This is a genomic window from Maribacter sp. (genome assembly GCF_039974175.1).
Taxonomy (GTDB): Bacteria; Bacteroidota; Bacteroidia; order Flavobacteriales; family Flavobacteriaceae; genus Maribacter_C.
This window is the reverse complement of sequence record NZ_JBDWJN010000008.1, coordinates 85,034-106,104: the sequence shown is the minus strand read 5'-3', so window position 1 is coordinate 106,104 and position 21,071 is coordinate 85,034. Positions and strand designations below refer to the sequence as shown.

The 21,071-nt window shown below is 38.9% G+C and carries 20 protein-coding genes; 16 read left to right on the top strand and 4 right to left on the bottom strand.

Annotated features, from left to right (window positions below; all coding sequences use genetic code 11):
• Positions 1-82 precede the first annotated feature (82 nt).
• The gene (locus ABJN95_RS06340; protein ID WP_348369395.1) at positions 83-895 is read left to right on the top strand and encodes an inositol oxygenase family protein; all 813 of its coding nucleotides are present in this window, start codon (positions 83-85) and stop codon (positions 893-895) included.
• 4 nt (positions 896-899) lie between these two features.
• Here the strand turns inward: ABJN95_RS06340 and ABJN95_RS06335 are convergent, their stop codons facing one another.
• The gene (locus ABJN95_RS06335; RefSeq protein ID WP_348369393.1) at positions 900-2,021 is read right to left on the bottom strand and encodes a Gfo/Idh/MocA family oxidoreductase; all 1,122 of its coding nucleotides are present in this window, start codon (positions 2,019-2,021) and stop codon (positions 900-902) included.
• Positions 2,022-2,180: 159 nt separating this feature from the next.
• Here ABJN95_RS06335 and ABJN95_RS06330 point away from each other — a divergent pair, with 159 nt between their 5' ends.
• Positions 2,181-3,110: an alpha/beta hydrolase gene (locus ABJN95_RS06330; RefSeq protein WP_348369391.1), complete on the top strand. Its 930-nt coding sequence runs from the start codon at positions 2,181-2,183 to the stop codon at positions 3,108-3,110.
• A 72-nt stretch (positions 3,111-3,182) separates the two neighbouring features.
• On the opposite strand, the gene htpG is transcribed toward ABJN95_RS06330, so the two are convergent.
• Positions 3,183-5,069, bottom strand: a complete 1,887-nt coding sequence (gene htpG / locus ABJN95_RS06325; RefSeq protein WP_348369389.1) for a molecular chaperone HtpG — start codon at positions 5,067-5,069, stop codon at positions 3,183-3,185.
• Positions 5,070-5,531: 462 nt separating this feature from the next.
• Here htpG and ABJN95_RS06320 point away from each other — a divergent pair, with 462 nt between their 5' ends.
• From ABJN95_RS06320 to ABJN95_RS06305, 4 genes are all read left to right on the top strand, one after another.
• The gene (locus tag ABJN95_RS06320; RefSeq protein ID WP_348369385.1) at positions 5,532-6,191 is read left to right on the top strand and encodes a TetR family transcriptional regulator C-terminal domain-containing protein; all 660 of its coding nucleotides are present in this window, start codon (positions 5,532-5,534) and stop codon (positions 6,189-6,191) included.
• Between the two features lie 18 nt (positions 6,192-6,209).
• Positions 6,210-7,520 carry an AarF/UbiB family protein gene (locus ABJN95_RS06315; RefSeq protein WP_348369383.1) on the top strand — a complete coding sequence of 437 codons (1,311 nt, stop codon included), beginning with the start codon at positions 6,210-6,212 and terminating at the stop codon, positions 7,518-7,520.
• A 133-nt stretch (positions 7,521-7,653) separates the two neighbouring features.
• Positions 7,654-8,664, top strand: coding sequence for a beta-ketoacyl-ACP synthase III (locus ABJN95_RS06310; protein WP_348369381.1), 1,011 nt, complete (start codon positions 7,654-7,656; stop codon positions 8,662-8,664).
• A 213-nt stretch (positions 8,665-8,877) separates the two neighbouring features.
• On the top strand, positions 8,878-9,237 hold the full coding sequence (locus ABJN95_RS06305; protein ID WP_348369379.1) for a CoA-binding protein: 360 nt from the start codon (positions 8,878-8,880) through the stop codon (positions 9,235-9,237).
• Positions 9,238-9,333: 96 nt separating this feature from the next.
• Here the strand turns inward: ABJN95_RS06305 and ABJN95_RS06300 are convergent, their stop codons facing one another.
• The gene (locus ABJN95_RS06300) at positions 9,334-10,806 is read right to left on the bottom strand and encodes a sodium:solute symporter (RefSeq protein ID WP_348369377.1); all 1,473 of its coding nucleotides are present in this window, start codon (positions 10,804-10,806) and stop codon (positions 9,334-9,336) included.
• A gap of 159 nt (positions 10,807-10,965) precedes the next feature.
• Here ABJN95_RS06300 and ABJN95_RS06295 point away from each other — a divergent pair, with 159 nt between their 5' ends.
• The 5 genes from ABJN95_RS06295 to ABJN95_RS06275 all read left to right on the top strand — a co-directional run bounded on the left by ABJN95_RS06295 (position 10,966) and on the right by ABJN95_RS06275 (position 16,660).
• Complete coding sequence (locus ABJN95_RS06295) at positions 10,966-12,981, top strand: serine hydrolase domain-containing protein (protein WP_348369375.1); 2,016 nt, start codon at positions 10,966-10,968, stop codon at positions 12,979-12,981.
• A gap of 55 nt (positions 12,982-13,036) precedes the next feature.
• Complete coding sequence (gene recR / locus ABJN95_RS06290; RefSeq protein WP_348369373.1) at positions 13,037-13,657, top strand: recombination mediator RecR; 621 nt, start codon at positions 13,037-13,039, stop codon at positions 13,655-13,657.
• 94 nt (positions 13,658-13,751) lie between these two features.
• On the top strand, positions 13,752-15,110 hold the full coding sequence (locus tag ABJN95_RS06285; protein WP_348369371.1) for a dihydrolipoamide acetyltransferase family protein: 1,359 nt from the start codon (positions 13,752-13,754) through the stop codon (positions 15,108-15,110).
• 45 nt (positions 15,111-15,155) lie between these two features.
• A complete protein-coding gene (locus ABJN95_RS06280) occupies positions 15,156-15,941 on the top strand; it encodes a prolyl oligopeptidase family serine peptidase (protein WP_348369369.1) in 786 nt (261 codons plus the stop codon).
• Positions 15,938-16,660 (top strand): class I SAM-dependent methyltransferase, encoded by a 723-nt coding sequence (locus tag ABJN95_RS06275; RefSeq protein ID WP_348369367.1) that lies wholly within the window; start codon positions 15,938-15,940, stop codon positions 16,658-16,660. The genes ABJN95_RS06280 and ABJN95_RS06275 overlap by 4 nt, the downstream gene beginning before the upstream one ends.
• Here the strand turns inward: ABJN95_RS06275 and ABJN95_RS06270 are convergent.
• Positions 16,638-16,862: a hypothetical protein gene (locus ABJN95_RS06270; RefSeq protein ID WP_348369365.1), complete on the bottom strand. Its 225-nt coding sequence runs from the start codon at positions 16,860-16,862 to the stop codon at positions 16,638-16,640. The genes ABJN95_RS06275 and ABJN95_RS06270 overlap by 23 nt on opposite strands.
• A gap of 87 nt (positions 16,863-16,949) precedes the next feature.
• On the opposite strand from ABJN95_RS06270, the gene ABJN95_RS06265 reads away from it, so the two are divergent.
• The 5 genes from ABJN95_RS06265 to ABJN95_RS06245 all read left to right on the top strand — a co-directional run bounded on the left by ABJN95_RS06265 (position 16,950) and on the right by ABJN95_RS06245 (position 21,042).
• Positions 16,950-17,726 carry a 3'-5' exonuclease gene (locus ABJN95_RS06265; RefSeq protein WP_348369363.1) on the top strand — a complete coding sequence of 259 codons (777 nt, stop codon included), beginning with the start codon at positions 16,950-16,952 and terminating at the stop codon, positions 17,724-17,726.
• A complete protein-coding gene (locus ABJN95_RS06260) occupies positions 17,726-18,634 on the top strand; it encodes a carboxypeptidase-like regulatory domain-containing protein (protein WP_348369361.1) in 909 nt (302 codons plus the stop codon). The genes ABJN95_RS06265 and ABJN95_RS06260 overlap by 1 nt, the downstream gene beginning before the upstream one ends.
• Before the next feature lie 190 nt (positions 18,635-18,824).
• Positions 18,825-19,436 (top strand): fumarylacetoacetate hydrolase family protein, encoded by a 612-nt coding sequence (locus ABJN95_RS06255; protein WP_348369359.1) that lies wholly within the window; start codon positions 18,825-18,827, stop codon positions 19,434-19,436.
• On the top strand, positions 19,436-19,774 hold the full coding sequence (locus ABJN95_RS06250) for an Hpt domain-containing protein (RefSeq protein ID WP_348369357.1): 339 nt from the start codon (positions 19,436-19,438) through the stop codon (positions 19,772-19,774). The genes ABJN95_RS06255 and ABJN95_RS06250 overlap by 1 nt, the downstream gene beginning before the upstream one ends.
• Positions 19,775-19,791: 17 nt before the next feature.
• The gene (locus ABJN95_RS06245; protein WP_348369355.1) at positions 19,792-21,042 is read left to right on the top strand and encodes a competence/damage-inducible protein A; all 1,251 of its coding nucleotides are present in this window, start codon (positions 19,792-19,794) and stop codon (positions 21,040-21,042) included.
• The last annotated feature ends 29 nt before the right edge of the window (positions 21,043-21,071 follow it).

The window sequence follows — 21,071 nt, the reverse complement described above, 5'->3', positions numbered from 1 at the left end:
TTCAATATTTTTTCCCTACTGGTTAATCCATAGCTATATTAAGAAATGCCTATTTAATATTTCAACCTTATCAACACAGCAAATGGAAGAAAAAACATTTAGAGATTACGACGCACCTAACGTATCAGTGGCAGTAAAAGAGCACTATCGAAAGATGCGCAAAAATCAGACTTTGGATTATGTGCAACGCATGCACAAAAAATATTTGAAATTTGATAAGCCGATGGATCTGTGGGAAGCAATGCGTCATCTGAATCGTCTTGTCGATGTCAGCGATCCTGATTTAGATCTTCCGAATGTACAGCATTTAATTCAAAGTGCTGAAGCGATTCGTGCCGAAGGCAGGCCTGATTGGATGCAATTAACAGGACTCATTCATGATTTGGGAAAGGTTATGTTTCTATGGGGCGAAGACGAAGACGGTACTAGTCAAGCCGAACAATGGGGCATGGTAGGTGATGTTTTTGTCGTAGGTTGCGCGCTGCCAGATTCTTGTGTGTATCCAGAGTTTAACATATTGAATCCTGATATGCAGCATGAAACCTATAGCTCAACGACGGGGATATATGAAAAAGGTTGTGGTATTGACAATGTTGATCTAGCTTGGGGACATGATGAATATTTATACCAGGTTCTTAATAACCACAAGACAAATACACTACCTGAAGAAGCCATGGTTATGATTCGCTATCATTCTTTTTATCCATGGCATACTGGAGGCAGTTATACCGAATTGCTTAATGAGAAGGATCACGAATACTTAAAACTTATACGTGATTTCAATACCTATGATCTTTATACAAAAAGTCAAAAAGTGTACGATTTAGATGAGGTTTTGGATTACTATCAACCGATTGCCGAAAAGTATTTGGGTAAAGGACCTATTTACTGGTAGGGTTTTATAGTAACACCTTTCCTCCCATCTCTGCAGCTTTGTAAATTCCCTCGAGAACATGCATGTCTTTGCGACCCTCCACGCCTGAAATATGTTCTGGTAGTTCACGCCCTTCAAGAATTACTTGGGCGATACCATCCATTTGAGTAGCCTGTTGGTTGATTACCGGAAATCTAAACTCCCCTTCAGAAGACCTTCCTCTAAAGGGTCCATAACTTACAGCGGGACTCAATTCAAAAAAGCCATCATCTGCAGCGGCGAAGAAGCGGTCAACACCACAACGGTTTGTACTTGTAGAACTTGCTACCGCCCCGCTAGGAAATTCCAATTGCCAAGTAATCGATTCTTCAACTTCTTTGTAAAGATGAGGTCTAGTGACGGGGCCAAATTGTGCGGTGACCGAAATAGGCTCCTCACCCAAAGTATAGCGGCTTGCTTGAACACAATAAACTCCAAGGTTCATCAAAGGCCCTCCTCCCGATAGCGCTTTCTTCAAATGCCAATCATTTGGATTGCCATCAATGTTATAACCGAGTGATACTTCTATAAGTCGTACCGCCCCGAATACTTTATCTTGACCAAGTCGCATAATCTCCAAATGATTGGGTTCATAGTGCAAACGATAGCCCACGGCGAATTGTACCCCAGCTGCTTTAGATGCATCAATCATTTCTTGACAGTCTTTTTCGGTAATGGCCATGGGTTTTTCTACGATAATATGCTTCCCCGCTTGCGCAGCTCGAATAGTATACTCTTTGTGCATCCCATTAGGCAAGACTACATACACCAAATCAATCTTGGGGTTGTGCTGTATAGAATCGAAGTTTTCGTAATTATAGATATTTTCATCAGGAATGGAATAGCGTCTTTTCCATTCAACGGCCTTTGAAGGTGTGCCAGTAATGATTCCTGCAAGATGACAATACTTTGAATGAACGAAGCTTCTTGCTAAAATGTTAGCATAGCGCCCAAGACCGCAAAGGGCGATATTTAATTTTTTTCCTTGGTAGATTTTCTTTTTTGCCGAGCGCGGGATTTCAAATGCACTAAAATTGGGCAAAAGTACTGCAGACCCAGCACCCAAACTTAAGTTTTTCACAAAGGAACGTCTTGACTGCTTTTCCATATTTTTGATTTAAACCTTGTTTTAGAATGCTAGTTCAAATTAAGGGAAGTATTTAGATTGTTCTATATTTTAGGATGATTTTAACGTATTCATTACCAGTATTATGCATTATGAAAATCTGGAAAGACGTATATTCGTTTTAAGGGTAAATTTTATAGTATGCTACAAGTTGACTTAAAAAAGATTGCAGGTTTCATTTTGTTTTTTCTTTTGGTTGTGGGTGGCTCCCATGGCCAAGATGCCGCACGTTATGAAGTTAAAGAGCATAGGAATTTATCATATCTCAAGGATTTCTCATTAGAGATAGATACACTGCAAAGGTTAAATTTAGCCTTACCCAAAGCAGAAGATAATTTCCCCCTATTGGTTTGGATCGGCGGTGGCGCTTGGTCTTATGTGGATAGAAATGTTGAGATGGATTTGGCGAGGAAATTTGCTCAAGAAGGCATTGGATTTGCAAGTATAGGGCATAGGTTGAGTCCTGCGAAATGGCGAGATTCCACTCTGAGTAGCGGTGTGCGTCATCCTGCGCATGTCAAAGATATTGCATCATCGGTCAAATGGCTTTTTGACAACGCTTCCAAATATGGATATGACAAAGAAAAGATTTTTGTTGGAGGTTATTCCTCTGGGGCCCATCTCGCGGCATTGTTATGTTTAGACGATTCGTATCTGAACGAAAAAGGGCTTTCAACATCTAATATTAGGGGGGTCATTCCTATTTCAGGCACCTATGATATCGTTAACTATCATGAAGTTTTTAGAACTGGAGAGCGACCGGAACTTGCTGAATTACATGTTCAAGCGGTTTTCGGTGATACGAAAGAAGATTTCATTAAGGCTTCTCCGACTAGCTATTTGCAAAACTTAGGTGTTCCTATGCTTTTGATCTCAGATAATGCGCTGGATCGTTATACAAGGCTATTTGAAAAACGACTTAAGGAAACGGACTTCGACAATTACAGTATTATTTATGTTTCAGAGTTAAATCACGGACAGCTATGGAATAATCTTTCGTTTGATGATTTCAGTACGTATAGGGTAGCAATTATAGAGTTTATAAAAGCCAAAAGCGGAAAGACTCCTTGAAAATTGAGATCCATAAATAAAACGCCGCTCAACTAATTGAGCGGCGTTTTTAACTATTTTAAGCATTTAACATCACTTCACCATCTCGTAACTGCGTTTAATGAAGTTGGTCAATTCCTCACCTTTTAGTAAACCTTTAGAAAGGCGAGCCAAATCAAGAGACTGATTGATCAAACGTTCTTTCTTTTTCGCTGTCTTGGTATTTAAAATTTCACTTACCAATTCATGATTGGTGTTTACGATAAGATTGTACATTTCTGGCATGTTGCCCATACCAAACATTCCACCTCCACCAGTTTGCTGCATCTCCTTCATACGACGCATAAATTCAGGTTCGGTAATAATGAAGGGAGAAGCTTCGCTATCCATAGCTTCAAGCTGCACCGTGTAGCTCTTGTTTTCGATTGTAGCTTCCAAATCTGCCTTGAGTTTCTCTTTCTCCTCATCTGACAGTTTAGATATTTGCGTGTCATCCTTTTTAATAAGGTTATCTAAATGATCTGCGTCTACACGAGCGAAAGAAATCTTTTCTTTTGAGGTTTCTAATTTTTGCATTAAGTGACCGATGATGGGTGAGTCCATCAAAAGTACTTCGAAGCCTTTGGCTTTGGCAGCCTCAATGTAGCTGTGCTGTGCCTCTTTGTCAGATGCGTAAAGGATTACTAATTTGTCATCTTTATCAGTCTGCGCATCCTTTATTTTATCTTGCAGCTCTTCAAAAGTGTAATAGCTACCATCTACAGTAGGATATAAGGCAAACTTGTCGGCTTTTTCAAAGAACTTATCCTCGGAAAGCATTCCGTACTCAATCACAATTTTAATATCATTCCATTTGGCTTCGAAATCTTCACGATTGTTTTTGAAAAGCGAATTTAACTTGTCTGCCACCTTTCGGGTGATATAAGAAGAAATCTTTTTTACGGCGCCATCTGCTTGCAAATAAGAACGTGAAACATTTAAGGGAATATCAGGAGAATCAATAACTCCGCGTAGCATCGTTAGAAACTCAGGAACAATTCCCTCTACATTGTCGGTTACAAAAACTTGGTTCTGATAAAGCTGAATTCGATCTTTGTGTTGACTGAGGTCTTGGGTCAATTTCGGAAAGTAAAGAATGCCTGTGAGGTTAAACGGATAATCTACATTCAAATGAATATGAAATAGAGGCTCTTCGAACTGCATGGGGTACAACTCACGATAAAACCCTTTGTAATCCTCCTCCTTTAAGTCGGCCGGTTGCTTTGTCCATGCTGGGTTGGGATTATTGACAATATTGTCAACTTCTTGCGTTGGGGCGGGGTCCTCTTCCTTCGCACCTTCAGGTTTAGGCAAGGTTTCCGTTTTCATGCCAAACTTAATTGGAATAGGCATGAATTTGTTGTACTTATTCAGAAGTTCCTTAATGCGATTCTCCTCCAAGAATTCAGTAGAATCATCAGCGATATGCAAAATAATTTCAGAACCTCGGTCTTCCTTTTTGCCCTTTTTTAAGGTGAAATTTGGTGACCCGTCGCATGACCAATGGGCAGCTGGCTCATCTTTATAACTCTTAGTAATGATCTCTACCTTGTCGGCTACCATAAATGCCGAATAAAATCCTAATCCGAAGTGACCAATGATTCCGGTGTCTTTTGCACCGTCTTCGTATTTGTTCAAGAACTCCTCGGCACCAGAGAAGGCAACCTGATTGATGTAATTCTTGACTTCTGCTTCGGTCATACCGATACCCTGATCGATAATATGAAGCTTCTTACCATCTTTATCAACCTTGATTTCAATTATGGGGTTGCCATAGTCAATTTTGGCTTCTCCGATTGAAGTCAGGTGTTTTAGTTTGGTCGTAGCGTCTGTTGCATTAGAAATCAATTCACGCAAGAATATTTCGTGGTCGCTGTAAAGAAATTTTTTGATCAGCGGAAAAATATTTTCTACCGATACATTTATTTTGCCTTTTGCCATAAAAAATGAATTTTATTTTTTCCCTGCCGTCGTCTTTGCTTCGCATGTGCCTTGGCAGAAATCTTTTAAATAGTACTGTTTAAAGTTATTCCCGCAGAAGCGGAAAGCTTAGAATTTATGTTGTTTGTCGTCTAACCTTGTCAAAAAAAATACCAGAAAGCGAAGAAATGACAAACTGACACACAAAAAAGAACAAATGAGTAGTTGTGAAAGATTTAACATATTTTTTGTTTAATATATTTTTTAAATAGTTAAACAATATGTATTTTTGGAAAAGTTGTTAGTTAAAATAATTGCTATGAAAAAGAATTTTTTTGATTGACGATTATTTATTGGTTAGGTTGTTTGGAAAACGTGCTCTCCCCTAGAGCACGTTTCCCTGTATTAGAGGCACTATAATTGGTGTTTACAACATAAAAGAACAGCTGATGCTGTACGGTACTACTTTTCAAATATTGAAATATGGCGACAAAAACAAAGGCAAAAAGAATCACAGATGATTCCATTATTTCCATGTACATGAATTATGTTTTAGAGCATGAACAGGTGCCTAAATCGGTATACAAGTTTTGCAAAGCACATGGCATAAATGAAGAGAAATTTTATGAAAATTTTGGTTCGGTAGGGGGTATTCAAAAAGCGATTTGGACTAAATTTTATGATACTACTGAAGCCCTGATGATAAAAAACCAGGCTTACAATTCTTTTTCAAATAAGGATAAAATACTAACTTTTTTCTATTCCTTTTTTGAATTACTAACCCTGAACAGAAGTTATGTGCTATTCGCTCTACAAAGTGACGCTAACATGCTGAAGAATATGGAACAATTGAAGGGACTGCGAAAACAAGTTAAGGCGTTCGCTTCTGAACTCATAGCCGACGGCAACGCCGTAAAACCCTTAAGGATAACAAAACATAATCCGCACTTATTCTCAGAAGGTGCATGGCTGCAATTTCTGTTTATCCTTAAGTTTTGGATAGACGACAATTCACCTGGCTTTGAAAAAACGGACCTGGCCATAGAAAAATCTATCAATACCATTTTTGATGTTTTCGACAACACCCCATTGAACAATGTAATCGACTTCGGTAAGTTTCTTTTCAAAGAAAAATTTGTGTAGTTCTTAACTATATAGTTTATGAAGACCTTAGACAAAATTCCAACTGGAAAGATTGAGAGGGCCACTAAGCTCCTTCAAACAGGAGTAAAAATAGGAGGCAATTATGTCAGGTATTATGGAAAAAAAATGATAGATCCTGGGTTGACAAAAGATCAGCTCAATGAAGATAATGCAGAAGATATTTATGATGGTTTAAAAACTTTAAAAGGAAGTGCTTTAAAAGTCGCTCAGATGTTGAGTATGGAGAAGAATTTACTTCCCAAGGCTTATGTAGACAAATTTTCACTTTCTCAGTTTTCTGTCCCCCCACTTTCGGCACCTTTGGTGCGCAAAACCTTTAAAAAGTACTTTGGAAAGTATCCTGAAGAAATCTACGACACCTTTACTAGCAGTTCGATCAATGCAGCGAGCATCGGCCAGGTTCATAAGGCAACGAAAGACGGTAAAGATTTAGCGGTTAAAATTCAATATCCTGGTGTGGCTGAGAGCATAGGTAGCGACCTAGCACTAGTAAAGCCAATTGCCTTAAAAATGTTTAACGTTAAGGGAAAAGATTCAGACAAATATTTCAAAGAGGTAGAAGATAAGTTGGTTGAGGAAACTGACTATTTGCTAGAATTAAAGCAAAGCAAGGAAATCACGCAATCTTGTTCGGTACTTGGAGGCCTGGAATTTCCTGAGTATTACGAAAATTTATCAAGCGAGCGCATCATTACAATGGATTGGATGTACGGCACTCATTTGAGCGAATTCACGAAAACTTCTTTTTCGCCCGAATTGGGAGACAAAATCGGTCAAACCCTATGGGACTTTTATATGTATCAAATTCATGTTCTCAGAAAAGTTCACGCAGACCCGCATCCGGGTAACTTCTTGGTTAGTGAAAAGGGAAACCTAATAGCTATTGACTTTGGTTGTATAAAAGAAGTGCCCGATGAGTTTTATGTACCGTATTTTGAACTTGCTAAAACAGAAGTCATTGAGAATGACGAAAGCTTTACGGAGCGAATGTACTTACTTGAAATTTTAAATTCAAGTGATTCTCCTAAAGAAATTGTTTTCTTTAAGTCAATGTTCAAGGAAATGCTTACCCTCTTTACTGCACCTATGAACGCTGAGGAATTTGATTTTGGCTCGGATGAATTTTGGAATAGCATACGTGATCTTGGTGAAAAGTTTTCAAAAGATACCGAAATACGAAAGATGAATGGCAACAGAGGTTCTAAACATTTTCTCTATATGAACCGAACCTTTTTCGGCCTATTCAATTTACTTTATGACCTTAGAGCAAAAGTGCAGGTTAACCATTTTGAAAAATACTTGAACTAGAAACTGCTGAGCAACTTCCTTGCTTTTATTTACATTCATTATCTTACCAAATGTTTGCTCAATGTTTGTCAATTATTACCTTGCATGGTATTGCATTTGACGAAACTAATCAGAAATAGAAATTCAGAACACAATGTACAATTCAAAAATAGTGGGACTGGGCTACTACGTTCCTGAAAACGTAGTAACAAATGATGACTTATCTAAAGTGATGGAAACAAGTGATGCTTGGATTCAGGAGCGAACGGGAATCAAAGAGCGCAGACATGTAACCAAAGATGATGGCAACTCCACAACTTCGATGGGAGTGAAAGCTGCCAAAATTGCCATCGATCGGGCAGGAATCAATAAAGACGATATTGATTTTATAATTTTTGCGACCCTCAGCCCCGATTATTACTTTCCTGGCCCTGGGGTTTTGGTTCAGCGCGATTTAGGTATTAAAACCGTTGGTGCATTAGATGTGCGAAACCAATGTTCTGGTTTTGTATATGCGGTATCGGTTGCCGACCAATACATCAAGAGCGGTATGTATAAAAATATTTTGGTCATAGGCTCGGAGATTCATTCTAAGGGATTAGACATGACCACACGTGGTAGAGGAGTCTCAGTGATTTTTGGAGATGGAGCAGGAGCTGCCATTTTGACCAGGGAGGAGGATAATACAAAGGGAATTCTATCGTCTCATTTGCATTCAGAAGGTGAGCATGCCGAGGAACTCTCTTTGATTGCTCCAGGTATGGGTAGTCGTTGGGTTAATGAAATTATAGCTGATAATAATCCTAATGATGAGTCGTACTTACCTCATATGAATGGCCAATTTGTATTTAAGAATGCGGTAGTGCGCTTTAGTGAAGTAATTATTGAGGGCCTTGAGGCTAACAATTTGCCTCCGACGGCTATCGACATGTTAATACCGCATCAGGCTAATTTGCGCATATCACAGTTTATTCAGAAAAAATTTGGTCTTTCAGACAACCAAGTCTTCAACAACATCATGAGCTACGGCAATACTACGGCGGCTTCAATACCCATTGCGCTGACCGAAGCTTGGGAACAACAAAAAATAAAGGAAGGTGATTTGGTAGTTTTAGCTGCATTTGGTAGTGGCTTCACTTGGGGAAGTATTATTATGCGGTGGTAAACAGTGCTGCTTCGAGATAAAACAAAACCCCGACCAAAGGCCGGGGTTTCTGTCATCGAGTCAACTATACTAAACACTAACCATTAACTATAAACATATAGTATCATCAACAACTAAATTCTTACTATTTTCTATTGCTCTTATTCACTGTAAAGACACTTATAACTTAAAATAATTACAGTCTAATAGAACTTTAACACTATTTCATAACAAATGAAAAAAACACTTGTTTTTGGTGCATCCCTAAAATCGAATCGTTATAGTAACTTGGTCGTCAATCGGCTCTTGGACCATAACATAGAAACTGAAGCTTTTGGTTTAAAAGCTGGCAAAATCAGGGGCCTGCAAGTTAAGACAAACTTAAACGATTTTCAAAACATACACACTATAACACTTTATATAGGCGCAGCACGACAAACTGAATATTATGGGGGTTTTCTGAAAATTAATCCTAAGCGGGTAATATTTAATCCCGGAACTGAAAATCAAGAATTGTATAAAATACTTAAAGACAACGAGATAGAAGTTGAAATAGCTTGTACTTTGGTTCTTTTGTCTACTGGTCAATACTAATTGGTAAAACGTTATAGTGACGAATTTTCTTATACAACTTTAACATAATCAAAAAACTTTTATCTAGGTTTTTAGTCCTTTTATCGATGTGATAGCCTATGCTATCGCTGGCTTTTTTTGGCGTATTATCCATAATCCGAAGAAGGTTAAAAGTCCGTTTAGTGGTAAAAGTTCATATCCAAAAACGTACCCTCCTAAACGCTCAGGTGGAATTTTTCCTAAGAAAATAATGATCAAAACCGAAGCGAGGGCAACTATCCAGACATACTTGTCTTTTAGTTGATGTTTGGTGAAAATTCCAAAGGCAAATAATCCTAAAAGCGGACCGTAGGTATACGAAGCCACCGTGAGCAAACCATCTATTACATTACTATTTAGCACATACTTGAAAATAATAACAACAAGAATCAGCATGAGACTCATTCCAATATGAGTGATTTTTCTTATTCTTTTTCTATTTTCTTTTGGTTTCTTTTCAATACCTAAAAAGTCAACACAGAAAGAAGTTGTCAAGGAGGTTAAGGCGCTATCAGCGCTGCTGTAAGCGGCTGCAATAAGACCTAACATAAAAGTTATGGCAACCGTTATACCGAGACCGCTGTTTAAAGCTATTTCTGGAAAGAGCAAATCTGATTTTGGTTTGCCATCCATCAAGGGCATGCTTATCTCAAAACGTTCGGCGTAAATATAGAGTAAGGCCCCTAATAGCATAAATACAAAAGTTACTATAACTAATACTACGCTAAAGCTGACCATATTTTTTTGGGCGTCTTTTAAAGTTTTGCAGGTAAGATTCTTCTGCATCATGTCTTGGTCAAGCCCGGTCATACAAATCGTTACGAACATTCCCCCGAAAAACGATTTCAGTAAATGTTGTTTCTCAAAGAAATCGTTTGCGAAAATGACGCGATTGTATTGCTTGAATTCATCGGAAACAAGAAAATCTCCAAAGCTCCACTCCAGTTTCTCAAGGATAAAGTAAATCGATAGTCCTACTGAGATTAACATAAATAAGGTTTGCAAGGTATCTGTCCAGACTATTGTTTTGATTCCTCCTCGAAAAGTATATACCCAGATCAATAAAATGGAAAGGATGACAGTAAGCTCAAAAGGCACATTCCAAGATTCAAAAACAAACTGTTGCAGTACAATTGCAACCAGAAAGAGCCTAAATGCTGCACCTAAAACCCTTGATATGAAAAAAGATACCGCACCCACTTTATAGCTCATCCATCCGAAACGTTCATCTAAATACTCATAGATCGAGGTAACATTTTGTTTGTAGTATATAGGTAAAAGAATATAAGCTGTGATCAAATACCCTAAAAAGAAACCAAATACCACTTGCAGGTAACTAAACTCAGAGGCTTCAATCCATCCAGGAACTGAAATAAAGGTAACCCCAGATAGCGAAGCTCCCACCATTCCGAAGGCTACCAAATACCAAGGAGAGGATTTTCCGGCTTTAAAAAAATCAAGATTTGAATCGTTTTTTCCGGTAAAATAGGAGATTAAAAGAAGTACTAGAAAGTAGCCGCCTATTAAAAGGAGAATATTGGTGGGTGTCATTCAAATCAATTTCAGTGAAAATTACAAAAACTTATCCAGCTTCAGAAAATGCCCTTTTCGAATCCCATTTTTGCAACAACAACTTTTTTTAGTGTAACAGTTTGATTTTTAGCTAGTCATTCTAATATATAGTATATTAAGTAACCTAAATAAAGCAACATGAAAAAGTTTCTGAACTCCTCCAGTATTTCCAACTTTTTTTATGTTCCCCTATTTTTTGCTGTGTTGATGACATCGTGCAAAAACCAAAACGACCATTACCCAGTAGTTACCGACAACGCCATCGCCTTTGCTTATCCTATGACCGCAATAACTTTGGATGGAGATTTGTCTGAATGGCCTGATAACATGGCGCGATATCCCATTAGCAATGCTGAATTAGGAGATGCACCAGAAAATAGGGAAGATTTTCTAGCTGATTTTAGAATTGGTTATAATGCTCAACTCAACGAAGTTTATGTTGCCATGAACATTTCAGATGAGTCAGTTGTTGTGGAAACCGCTGAAAATTCTTTTTGGAATAATCAAGATGGACTTGAACTATACCTAAATCAAGGTGGTTTACAATCTAGCGCCCTCATTACTCAATATAGCGAATACGGCAATGATCGAAATGCATATGGTGCCGGTGAAAATTGGGATAATGTTGAAATGAAAAAAAAGAAAACGAAAAGTGGTAAGACCGTAGAATGGAAAATCAACCTAGACGAAAAAATCAAATCGGGTATGTCTTTAGGGTTTGATTTGGTTGCCCTCGATAAAGATAATGGGGATAGTTTTACCTGGGTTTCGTGGGCAAAAGGCACACAGAAATTAGCTAACCCAGATAGGCTTGGCAATGTGCTTTTCGTCAATCCTGGAACAGATATTGCACTCGTAAAAGGGAAAGTTGACACTTCAGAACTACATTTAGATGCCATACCTCTAACTGTTCGTCTTACCCGGGTTGATAACAAAGAAATGAAGGTGCAGACTGCTGTTGATTCTTTGGGTAATTATTCGGCGCCTTTACCGGTGGGCGATTACGAAATTGAAATACCCACAAAAGTTGTCGAAAACGAATATCGGTACTTTCGCTTGGCGCCCAGTGCGTCTCTTACTGTTTTGTTGAGAAAAAATGGTCATGAACCCTTGCCAAATCTAGTTCCCAGAATTCTACCCGAGCCTGATTTGATTCCGGCGAACGGATTGCTACATGAATTTGGACCAGAACAGGAAAACCAAGTAGATGAAATCATAAACGCATACCGGAAACATTATAATATTCCGGGTGTTTCTTTGGCGCTTATAAAAGAGGGAAAAGTCGCTTATCATAAAACCTACGGTGTAAAAAACGTAATTACGCAAGAAGCCGTTGATGATAAAACGTTATTTGAGGCCGCTTCCATAACCAAACCGGTTTTTGCTTTTGCCGTATTAAAACTGGCAGATCAAGGAGTAATAGATCTTGATAAACCATTGCAAGAATACCTACCATTTGAACAACTTGAAAAATATCCGGAATATAAAAAAATGACTGCGAGACACGTATTAATTCATCGCACTGGGCTTCCAAACTGGGGTATTGAAATGATAAACATCCCTGGCGAAAAATATGGTTACTCCGGTGAGGGGTTTGAATACTTAAAACGTGTTGTTGTTGCAATCACCAAAAAACCCATCGAACAAATATTGGATGAGGAATTAATTGCGCCCAACGAACTCTACCATATGGAATTCAGTGATAGCGAATCTTTACGCAAAGTGGTGTCAGACGGGCATATTGGCAACAATCCTTCCAATTGGGATATTCCTCAAGAAGCCGGAATGGCCTTTAGTATGCATACTGAGGCGAAAGCCTTTGCAAAATATGCCTTGGCTATTTTAGAAAGAAAGGGTTTAAAACCAAGTACGTATAAAGAGTTTTTAACGATTCATACAGAATCAAACAAAGAATATTGGAATGTATCAGACAAACCCGAAGGAGCCGGTCTAGGTATTTTTATTCGGAAAACCGATTATGGCGATACTTTCTATCATGGGGGTAACAACGGTGACTTTAAATGTCAGTTCGAGGTTTACGATAAATTGAAAATGGGTTACATTATCTACACCAACTCAGATACAGGAAGTGAACTTACCACGGATGCATGGCAGATTTTTGTGGAAGGAAAAAAGAAAGCTGACAAACCCTGATCTAAAGATTGTAAAACTTTGAATTTAACATCCATAAAATTGTAAATTTGCTTTTATGGATTTTTCTTCAAAACTTTTAGAAAACGCAGTCTACGAAATGTCGCAATTGCCTGGCATCGGTAAGCGTACAGCACTGCGTTTGGTTTTACATTTACTGAAGCAACCCAACGAGCAAACAGAGCGATTATCAAAAGCATTGGAGATGCTTCGAACTACCGTAAAATTTTGCTCGAGTTGCCATAATATATCTGATATTGAATTGTGCGAGATCTGTGCTAATCCGAAACGTGATGAAAGCATAGTTTGTGTCGTGGAAGATATCAGAGATGTAATGGCTATTGAAAATACAGGGCAATTCAAAGGATTGTATCACGTTTTGGGGGGTAAAATTTCCCCAATGGAAGGAGTCGGACCTCAAGATTTGACCATTCGCTCTTTGGTTAGTAAAGCTAAAGAAGGAAAAATAAAGGAGCTTATTTTTGCGTTAAGCTCAACGATGGAGGGTGACACTACCAATTTCTATATTTACAAGCAACTAGAGGGACTAGCCATCAGTACTTCGACTATAGCGCGGGGTATTGCCGTAGGAGACGAATTAGAGTACGCAGATGAGGTCACCCTAGGACGGAGTATTTTAAATAGAATTCCTTTTGAAGGATCCTTGAAAGCCAACTAAAGAGTTGTTAAAAAATGCAATAAATTTAATGATCAGATGATTATTTTAATATTTTTGCAAAAAATAAGAGTAAAACAGCAGTCTAAATAGCAATATGTCAAAGTTTGAACTGAAATTACCACGAATGGGAGAGAGTGTTGCAGAGGCAACATTGACAACTTGGTTAAAGGAAGTAGGAGAAGCCATTGAGATGGATGAGGCTATATTTGAGATTGCCACCGATAAGGTAGATTCTGAAGTTCCAAGTGAAGTTGAGGGCGTTTTAATTGAAAAATTGTTTGATGTTGATGATATCATTAAAGTAGGCCAAACAGTTGCTATAATTGAAACCGAAGGTGAGGCTGAGGCTACAAAGATCACAAAAGCCGCAGCGGTACCAGAGGAAACTTTGGCCGCTGTTGAAGAAACTGTACAAGTTGCCAAGGAGACCGTTGCTACGCCGCGTCAAGACTATAGCGCAACGGAGCGTTTTTATTCTCCTTTGGTGAAGAATATTGCGAAGCACGAGCGCATTTCAATAGCCACACTAGATACTATTCCGGGAACTGGTAAAGAAGGTAGAGTTACAAAAAATGACATATTGGCTTTTGTTGCCAATGGGCACGATGCTACTTCAGCACCAGTTGCGAAAGCCATTGCGTCACCGATTGAATCTGAACCTATACAGGTAGCTACCGAAGAACCAACGGCCCATACTAAATCTGCTACAACCTCTAATCAGGTTACTAGAGTTCAGGCCACCGGAGGTGATGAGGTTATCGAAATGACTAGAATGGGTAAACTCATTGCCAAGCATATGGTTGATAGCGTGTCTACCTCAGCACATGTTCAGAGTTTTATAGAGGTTGATGTAACCAATGTTGTGAATTGGCGCAATAAGACAAAAGACGCTTTCGAGAAAAGCGAGGGAGAGAAGCTTACGTTTACTCCAATTTTTATGGAGGCTGTGGCCAAAGCCTTGAAAAAATATCCAATGATGAACATTTCTTTGGATGGAGATACAGTCATTAAGAAAAAAAACATCAATATTGGAATGGCAGCGGCGCTGCCTGATGGAAATCTTATTGTTCCCGTCATCAAAAATGCAGACCAACTGAATCTGGTGGGAATGGCGAAAGTGGTAAACGACCTAGCCTCACGATCAAGGGAGAACAAATTAAAACCAGACGAAATTCAAGACGGAACCTATACGGTTACCAATGTGGGTACATTCGGAAGTGTTTTTGGTACTCCTATTATCAATCAACCCCAAGTGGGTATCTTGGCTCTCGGAGCAATTCGAAAAATACCAGCGGTCATTGAAACCAGTGAAGGTGATTTTATTGGAATTAGAAGTAAGATGTATATTTCACATAGCTATGACCATCGTGTGGTTAATGGGGCTTTGGGTAGTATGTTTGCAAAAGCCGTTGCCGATTACCTCGAAGCTTGGGATATTAATCGCGAGCTGTAATTTTCAATCTTCTTTTGCTATCTTTAGAGCACTATTTAAAGCTCTATGATACGCGCGATATTCCTTGTTTTTATTTTCTTAGCTATAACGTCTTGTCGCTCAGATCTGGGCAAGGAGACCGTTGCCTTTGAAAGCTATGAATTCAAAGATACCTCTGGTATATTGCCATATAGGGTGCTTTTGCCTGAAAATTATGATACGACCAGAAGCTATCCATTGGTTTTGGTATTGCACGGCGCTGGTGAGCGAGGAAACGACAATAAAGCGCAACTCACTCACGGTGCGAATTTATTCTTAAAGAAGGAAATACGCGATAAGTTTGATGCTATAGTTGTATTTCCGCAATGTCCTGAAGAAAGTTATTGGAGCAATGTTAAACGAGAGCGAGTATTGACCTCCTTTAACTTTACATTTTCAGCTGATGGTGAACCTACGCAAGCCATGCAAATGCTTCAGGCATTGATACCCGAACTGAAGCATAAATTTAAAATTGACGAAAACAGCATGTATGTGGGAGGATTGTCTATGGGTGGAATGGGCACTTTAGAACTGGTGCGAAGAAATCCCAATATGTTTGCCGCTGCTTTTGCTATTTGTGGTGGGGCTCACCCTGATACCGCTCCACAATTGACAAATACCAAATGGTGGTTTTTTCACGGTGATGCCGATGTGGTGGTTGATTATCAGCATTCTGTCAATATGGTTAATGCGCTCCAACAGCAAGGTGTCGAGGCCAAATTTACCACCTACGAAGGTGTCAACCACAACAGCTGGGAGAATGCCTTTGCAGAACCCGATTTGTTACCTTGGCTTTTTTCTCATTCCAAATGACCAACGATTATGATGCTATTTCCGCTTTGCATTACGCGTCGTATAGACCTTCGTTGCATGTTGAAATTCTAAGAAGATATTTAAGTAGTACCCAGTACAACGCCGGACTTGATATTGGCTGCGGAACGGGGCAATCGGCAATAGCACTTGCCGAATTTTGCCAAAGCGTTATCGCCATTGACCCAAGCCCTGAGATGATTAGCAGGGCAATCGCCCACTCCAAGGTCAATTATACGCTCTTCGATAAAAAACATTTTGCATGCCAAGATAATACTTTCGATATCATAACACTGGCAGGTTCGTTGTGGTATGCCAAATCACAACAATTATTAGATGAAATCGTTCGCGTTGGCAGCGAGAACTGTATGGTAATAGTTTATGACTTTGAATTGCTTTTAGATGATATTCTAACTAAAATAGGTTTTGATACCCGAGGCGATTCTCTCCTCACTTACAGTCATACCGAAGATTTTTCAGGTTTAGATACGCATCAAATTACCAAGATTGACAAATCATCTGAGAGAGTTCAAATACAAATTGCAACTAAAGACTTAACGCATCTCCTATTATCAGTGAAAGAGCAATATACTTCCATGGTTGATTTGTATGGTTCTAACGCTTTGTATGACACGATAAAGAGCATGCTGAGCGCGCTGTCTGACTCGGGAAGCTTTACAATTCAAGCCAATACCTTTGCTACTGTATACCGATTGAACTAGATCGGTTTTGCTTTTGAATAGCTGCATCTATTTTTCTTTTCAAACGGCTTGCATCCAAGTTTCTTTCATCCATTAGCTGTACCCAACCTTCGTTAAATTCGGCTATGGCTTCTGAATTTGCACTGTACGATAGTAGCGATTGCCGAGTTGAAGCGCAGGAGACCAACACAACAGAAATAAGGAACGCTAAGAAATAGTTCATAATTGGCTTACTGTTCTTGTAATTTAGGTAAACTTAAAACAAAATAACCATCCTTCTAATTATCTTTGTAGCAAACAAACACAGAAGATGGAATTAAAGCTGACTCGGCCAATTTGTTTTTTTGATTTAGAAACCACAGGTGTCAATGTCGCAAAAGATCGTATTGTTGAAATATCGATTTTGAAAATATACCCTAACGGAAATAAGGAAAGTAAAACATGGTTGGTAAACCCAGAAATGCCTATCCCGCCTGATTCTTCAGCTATTCACGGTATTACTGATGTCAAGGTGGCCAATGAGCCTACCTTTAAAGCATTATCGAAGGAGGTGTATGCCATGATAAAGGATAGTGATCTAGGGGGATTTAATTCCGACCGTTTTGATATTCCGTTACTCGCTGAAGAAATGCTGCGTGCCAATGTTGATTTTGACATGAAAAATACGGTGGCAGTTGACGTACAGACTATTTTTCACAAGATGGAAAAGAGAACGCTGGCTGCCGCGTATAAATTTTACTGTGATAAGGAATTGACTGATGCCCATAGTGCTGAGGCTGATACGATGGCGACATATGAGGTGCTACTTTCGCAATTGGACCGTTACCCAAATTTGGAAAATAACATTAAAAAATTGGCGGAGTTTTCTTCCCATAAGCGCACTGTTGATTTTGCCGGCTTTATTGTTTGGGATGAAGATGATGATGAAATGTTTTCCTTCGGCAAGCACAAAGGTAAGAAGGTACATGATGTGTTGGAGAGCGAACCAGGTTATTTCAGTTGGATATTGAATGCCGATTTTCCGCTCTATACCAAGAAAGTATTAACGCAAATCAAGCTTAGCAAATTAAATAACAAGTTAGGTTAATGCGATCCATTCTGTTCTCCCTATTTATTAGTTTTCAGTTGCAAGCGCAGGAAGTGCTTTTTGAAGGTCATGTATACGACCATAAAACCAAACAGCCCATTCCCTACGTGAATCTTAGTTTTTTGAATACCTTAAAAGGTACCTCAACAGACGAGCAGGGTCACTTTTTTTTAGATTTACCCATAAATTTACTTGACCGACAGGTACATATTTCATCTTTGGGCTATAACGATACCATCGTAAATGCAAGGGTATTATATACTTCCAAAAAAATTGATATGGTCGAAGAATCATTCAAATTAGATGAGGTGGTGGTCATCGAAAACTTTGGAAATTCCGATGTCTTAAATCCGATACAAAGTTATAGTCTAACTAGCGGCTTTTCTTCGTCTTTAACTCCATGGGTTTTAGCAACCTACTTTCCGAATATCGGCGCTCAAAAGAAGTATATAGACAAGCTCACCGTATTTTTAAGTAAAAACAAAAACTTTAAGCGCTCATCGGCCAAATTTAGGGTACGTATTTATGATGTAGATTCAGAAACAAAAAGGCCCAACAGAGACTTATTGCGTAAAAGTATAGTACTGGAGCACAGCGTTGACAAAGATTACGTTTCTCTCGATCTTGCAGCGCTTGCTATGGAATTACCTCGAGATGGTGTCTATATTGGCCTAGAATGGTTGTTCGTACCCAGTAATTGGTATGTTAAAAAGGAAATTAACCCTTTGACGAATGCAAAGACGCTAGAAGATCGATTTGCACCTACCTTTAGTGGCGTATATACCCAAAATCAAAACTATAAAGTCATGGTTTATGGTATGGGAGAATGGACTGACTTTCAAGTACGGTCAAAAAATAACACCCAAAACTTCATTCCAGCGGTAAGTTTGAAGTTGAAAAAGCAGTAGCCATTGAACGAAATTGGTAACATAGATTAGTTAAGAAAGAGAATATAAAGTATGGTGTATCGCCCAGATAATTTTGACTGCCTGAAGGCTTTTGGGTAGTAAGTTAGGCACTGAGTTTCGACTCCTGCTAAGGGCATTGTTGTAACGCTAGATATGGTAAACTTAATATTTGAACTTGAAATTTGATAGGATGAAAATTATTTGCATAGGCCGTAATTATACAGATCATATAGAAGAGCTTGAAAATGAGCGCCCCGACGAACCTGTTGTTTTTATTAAGCCTGATTCGGCAGTACTTCCTAAACAACAAGCGTTTTATATTCCTGAATTTTCAAACGAGATACACTATGAAGTTGAGGTTTTGGTAAGGATTGAAAAAGTGGGCAAGCATATCGATAAAAAGTTTGCGCACAAGTATTATAGCGAAATAGGATTGGGAATCGATTTCACGGCACGTGATTTACAAACAGAATTAAAGGGTAAAGGACTCCCATGGGAGAAGGCAAAAGGGTTTGACGGTGCTGCTGTTGTAGGAAAATGGCTAAATGTCTCAAGTTTTAATGATTTAAATGATTTAAGTTTTTCACTTTTTAAAAATGGGGTGGAGGTCCAGAAGGGCAATACCAGTCTAATGTTGTGGAAGATTGATGCGCTGATTTCCTACGTTTCCAAATTTTTTATGCTAAAAAAAGGAGATATTATTTTTACGGGAACCCCCGCTGGGGTTGGTAAAATAGAGGTAAATGACTATCTTTCGGGCGTATTGGAGGGTCAAGAATTATTTACCGTTAAAATCAAGTAATGATATACAGTTTAGACAAGATCAATGAGATGGCTGATGGAGATGAAGATTTCATCAATTCTGTGATCTCGGTTTTTTTAGAAGAAGTTCCGCAAGACTTAGAAGGTCTTGAACATGCCTTGAATACAAGCAATTACGAGCAGGTATATCAGTTGGCCCACAAAATAAAACCTAACGTTGATTTGTTAGGTATGGAACAAACCCGCGCTGCAGCCTTGGAAATCGAAACTTTGGGCAAGAGTGAAGCGAACATGTCTGAGATTCAAAATATTTTTCCAAGTTTGAAGAAAGACATTGACCAAGTAGTTTCGGAACTCAGAAAGGATTTCAATCTGTAATTTACTATTACATTATCATGTTAGCAGAAATCATTACGATTGGCGATGAGATTCTCATTGGCCAAATTGTCGACACTAATTCCGCTTTCATAGCTAAGGAACTTAATAAAATTGGAGTTTCCATTTATCAAATTACTTCTGTTCAAGACGAACGCAAGCACATTTTGAAGGCACTCGATGAGGCCAAAGGTCGAGCTCAAGTTATTATAGTTACTGGTGGTTTAGGGCCAACCAAAGATGATATCACAAAACATACCTTTTGCGAATACTTTGATGATACCTTGGTTAGAAATCCAGATGTTTTGATGCATATCGAAACGCTTTTCAAAAAGTACATTACAACCACTAAAATCTCTGAAATCAATAGAGATCAGTCTTTAATTCCCTCCAAGGCTATTGCATTACACAATGCATATGGTACGGCACCCGGAATGTGGATGAAAGAAGGTGATACGGTTTTTGTATCGCTCCCAGGCGTTCCTTTTGAGATGAAGAATCTGATTAAAAATGCCGTCATTCCGAAGCTAATGGACGAATTCGAGCGCCCGTATATTCTGCATAGGACGTTGGTCACTTATGGACTTGGGGAAAGCGCTATCGCTGAAAAAATTGAGGATTGGGAGAACAATTTACCTTCGTTTATCAAGTTGGCGTATCTGCCAAATTTGGGAAAAGTACGTTTGCGGCTTACGGCCAAAGGAACGGATAAGGATTTATTGGCGCGCAAGGTAGAAGAAGAGATGCAAAAACTTCACCCACTGATTGGAGCTATTATTTACGGTATTGAAGATGAAGAAACGCTTGAAGAGGTTGTTGCAAAATTAATTACTTCAAAAGGGTTTACTCTAGCCACTGCCGAAAGCTTTACGGGCGGTAAAGTCGCCCAGCGGATAACGGCAATACCCGGTGCATCTTCTTATTTTAAAGGGAGTGTGGTGAGTTATGCTACAGAAACAAAAATAGAAGTATTAAAAGTACCTCGTGACCTAATTGAAAAACATTCTGTGGTAAGCAAGGAGGTAGCCTTAGCGATGGCTGAAAATGTTCAAGAATTACTAAAAACAGACTTTGCAATTGCCACAACCGGCAATGCTGGGCCAACTAAAGGTGACTCAGAAGCCGATGTGGGTACGGTCTACATCGCTATCGCCACTCCAAAAGGGGTTTTTGCGCATGAATTTATGATGGGTAACCATCGCGAAAGAGTTGTGCAAAAGTCTGTGAATAAAGCTTTTGAGCTACTTCAAAAAGAAATTTTAAAATTCTGAATTAGAATTTTGTTCGAACCGTAAAAAAG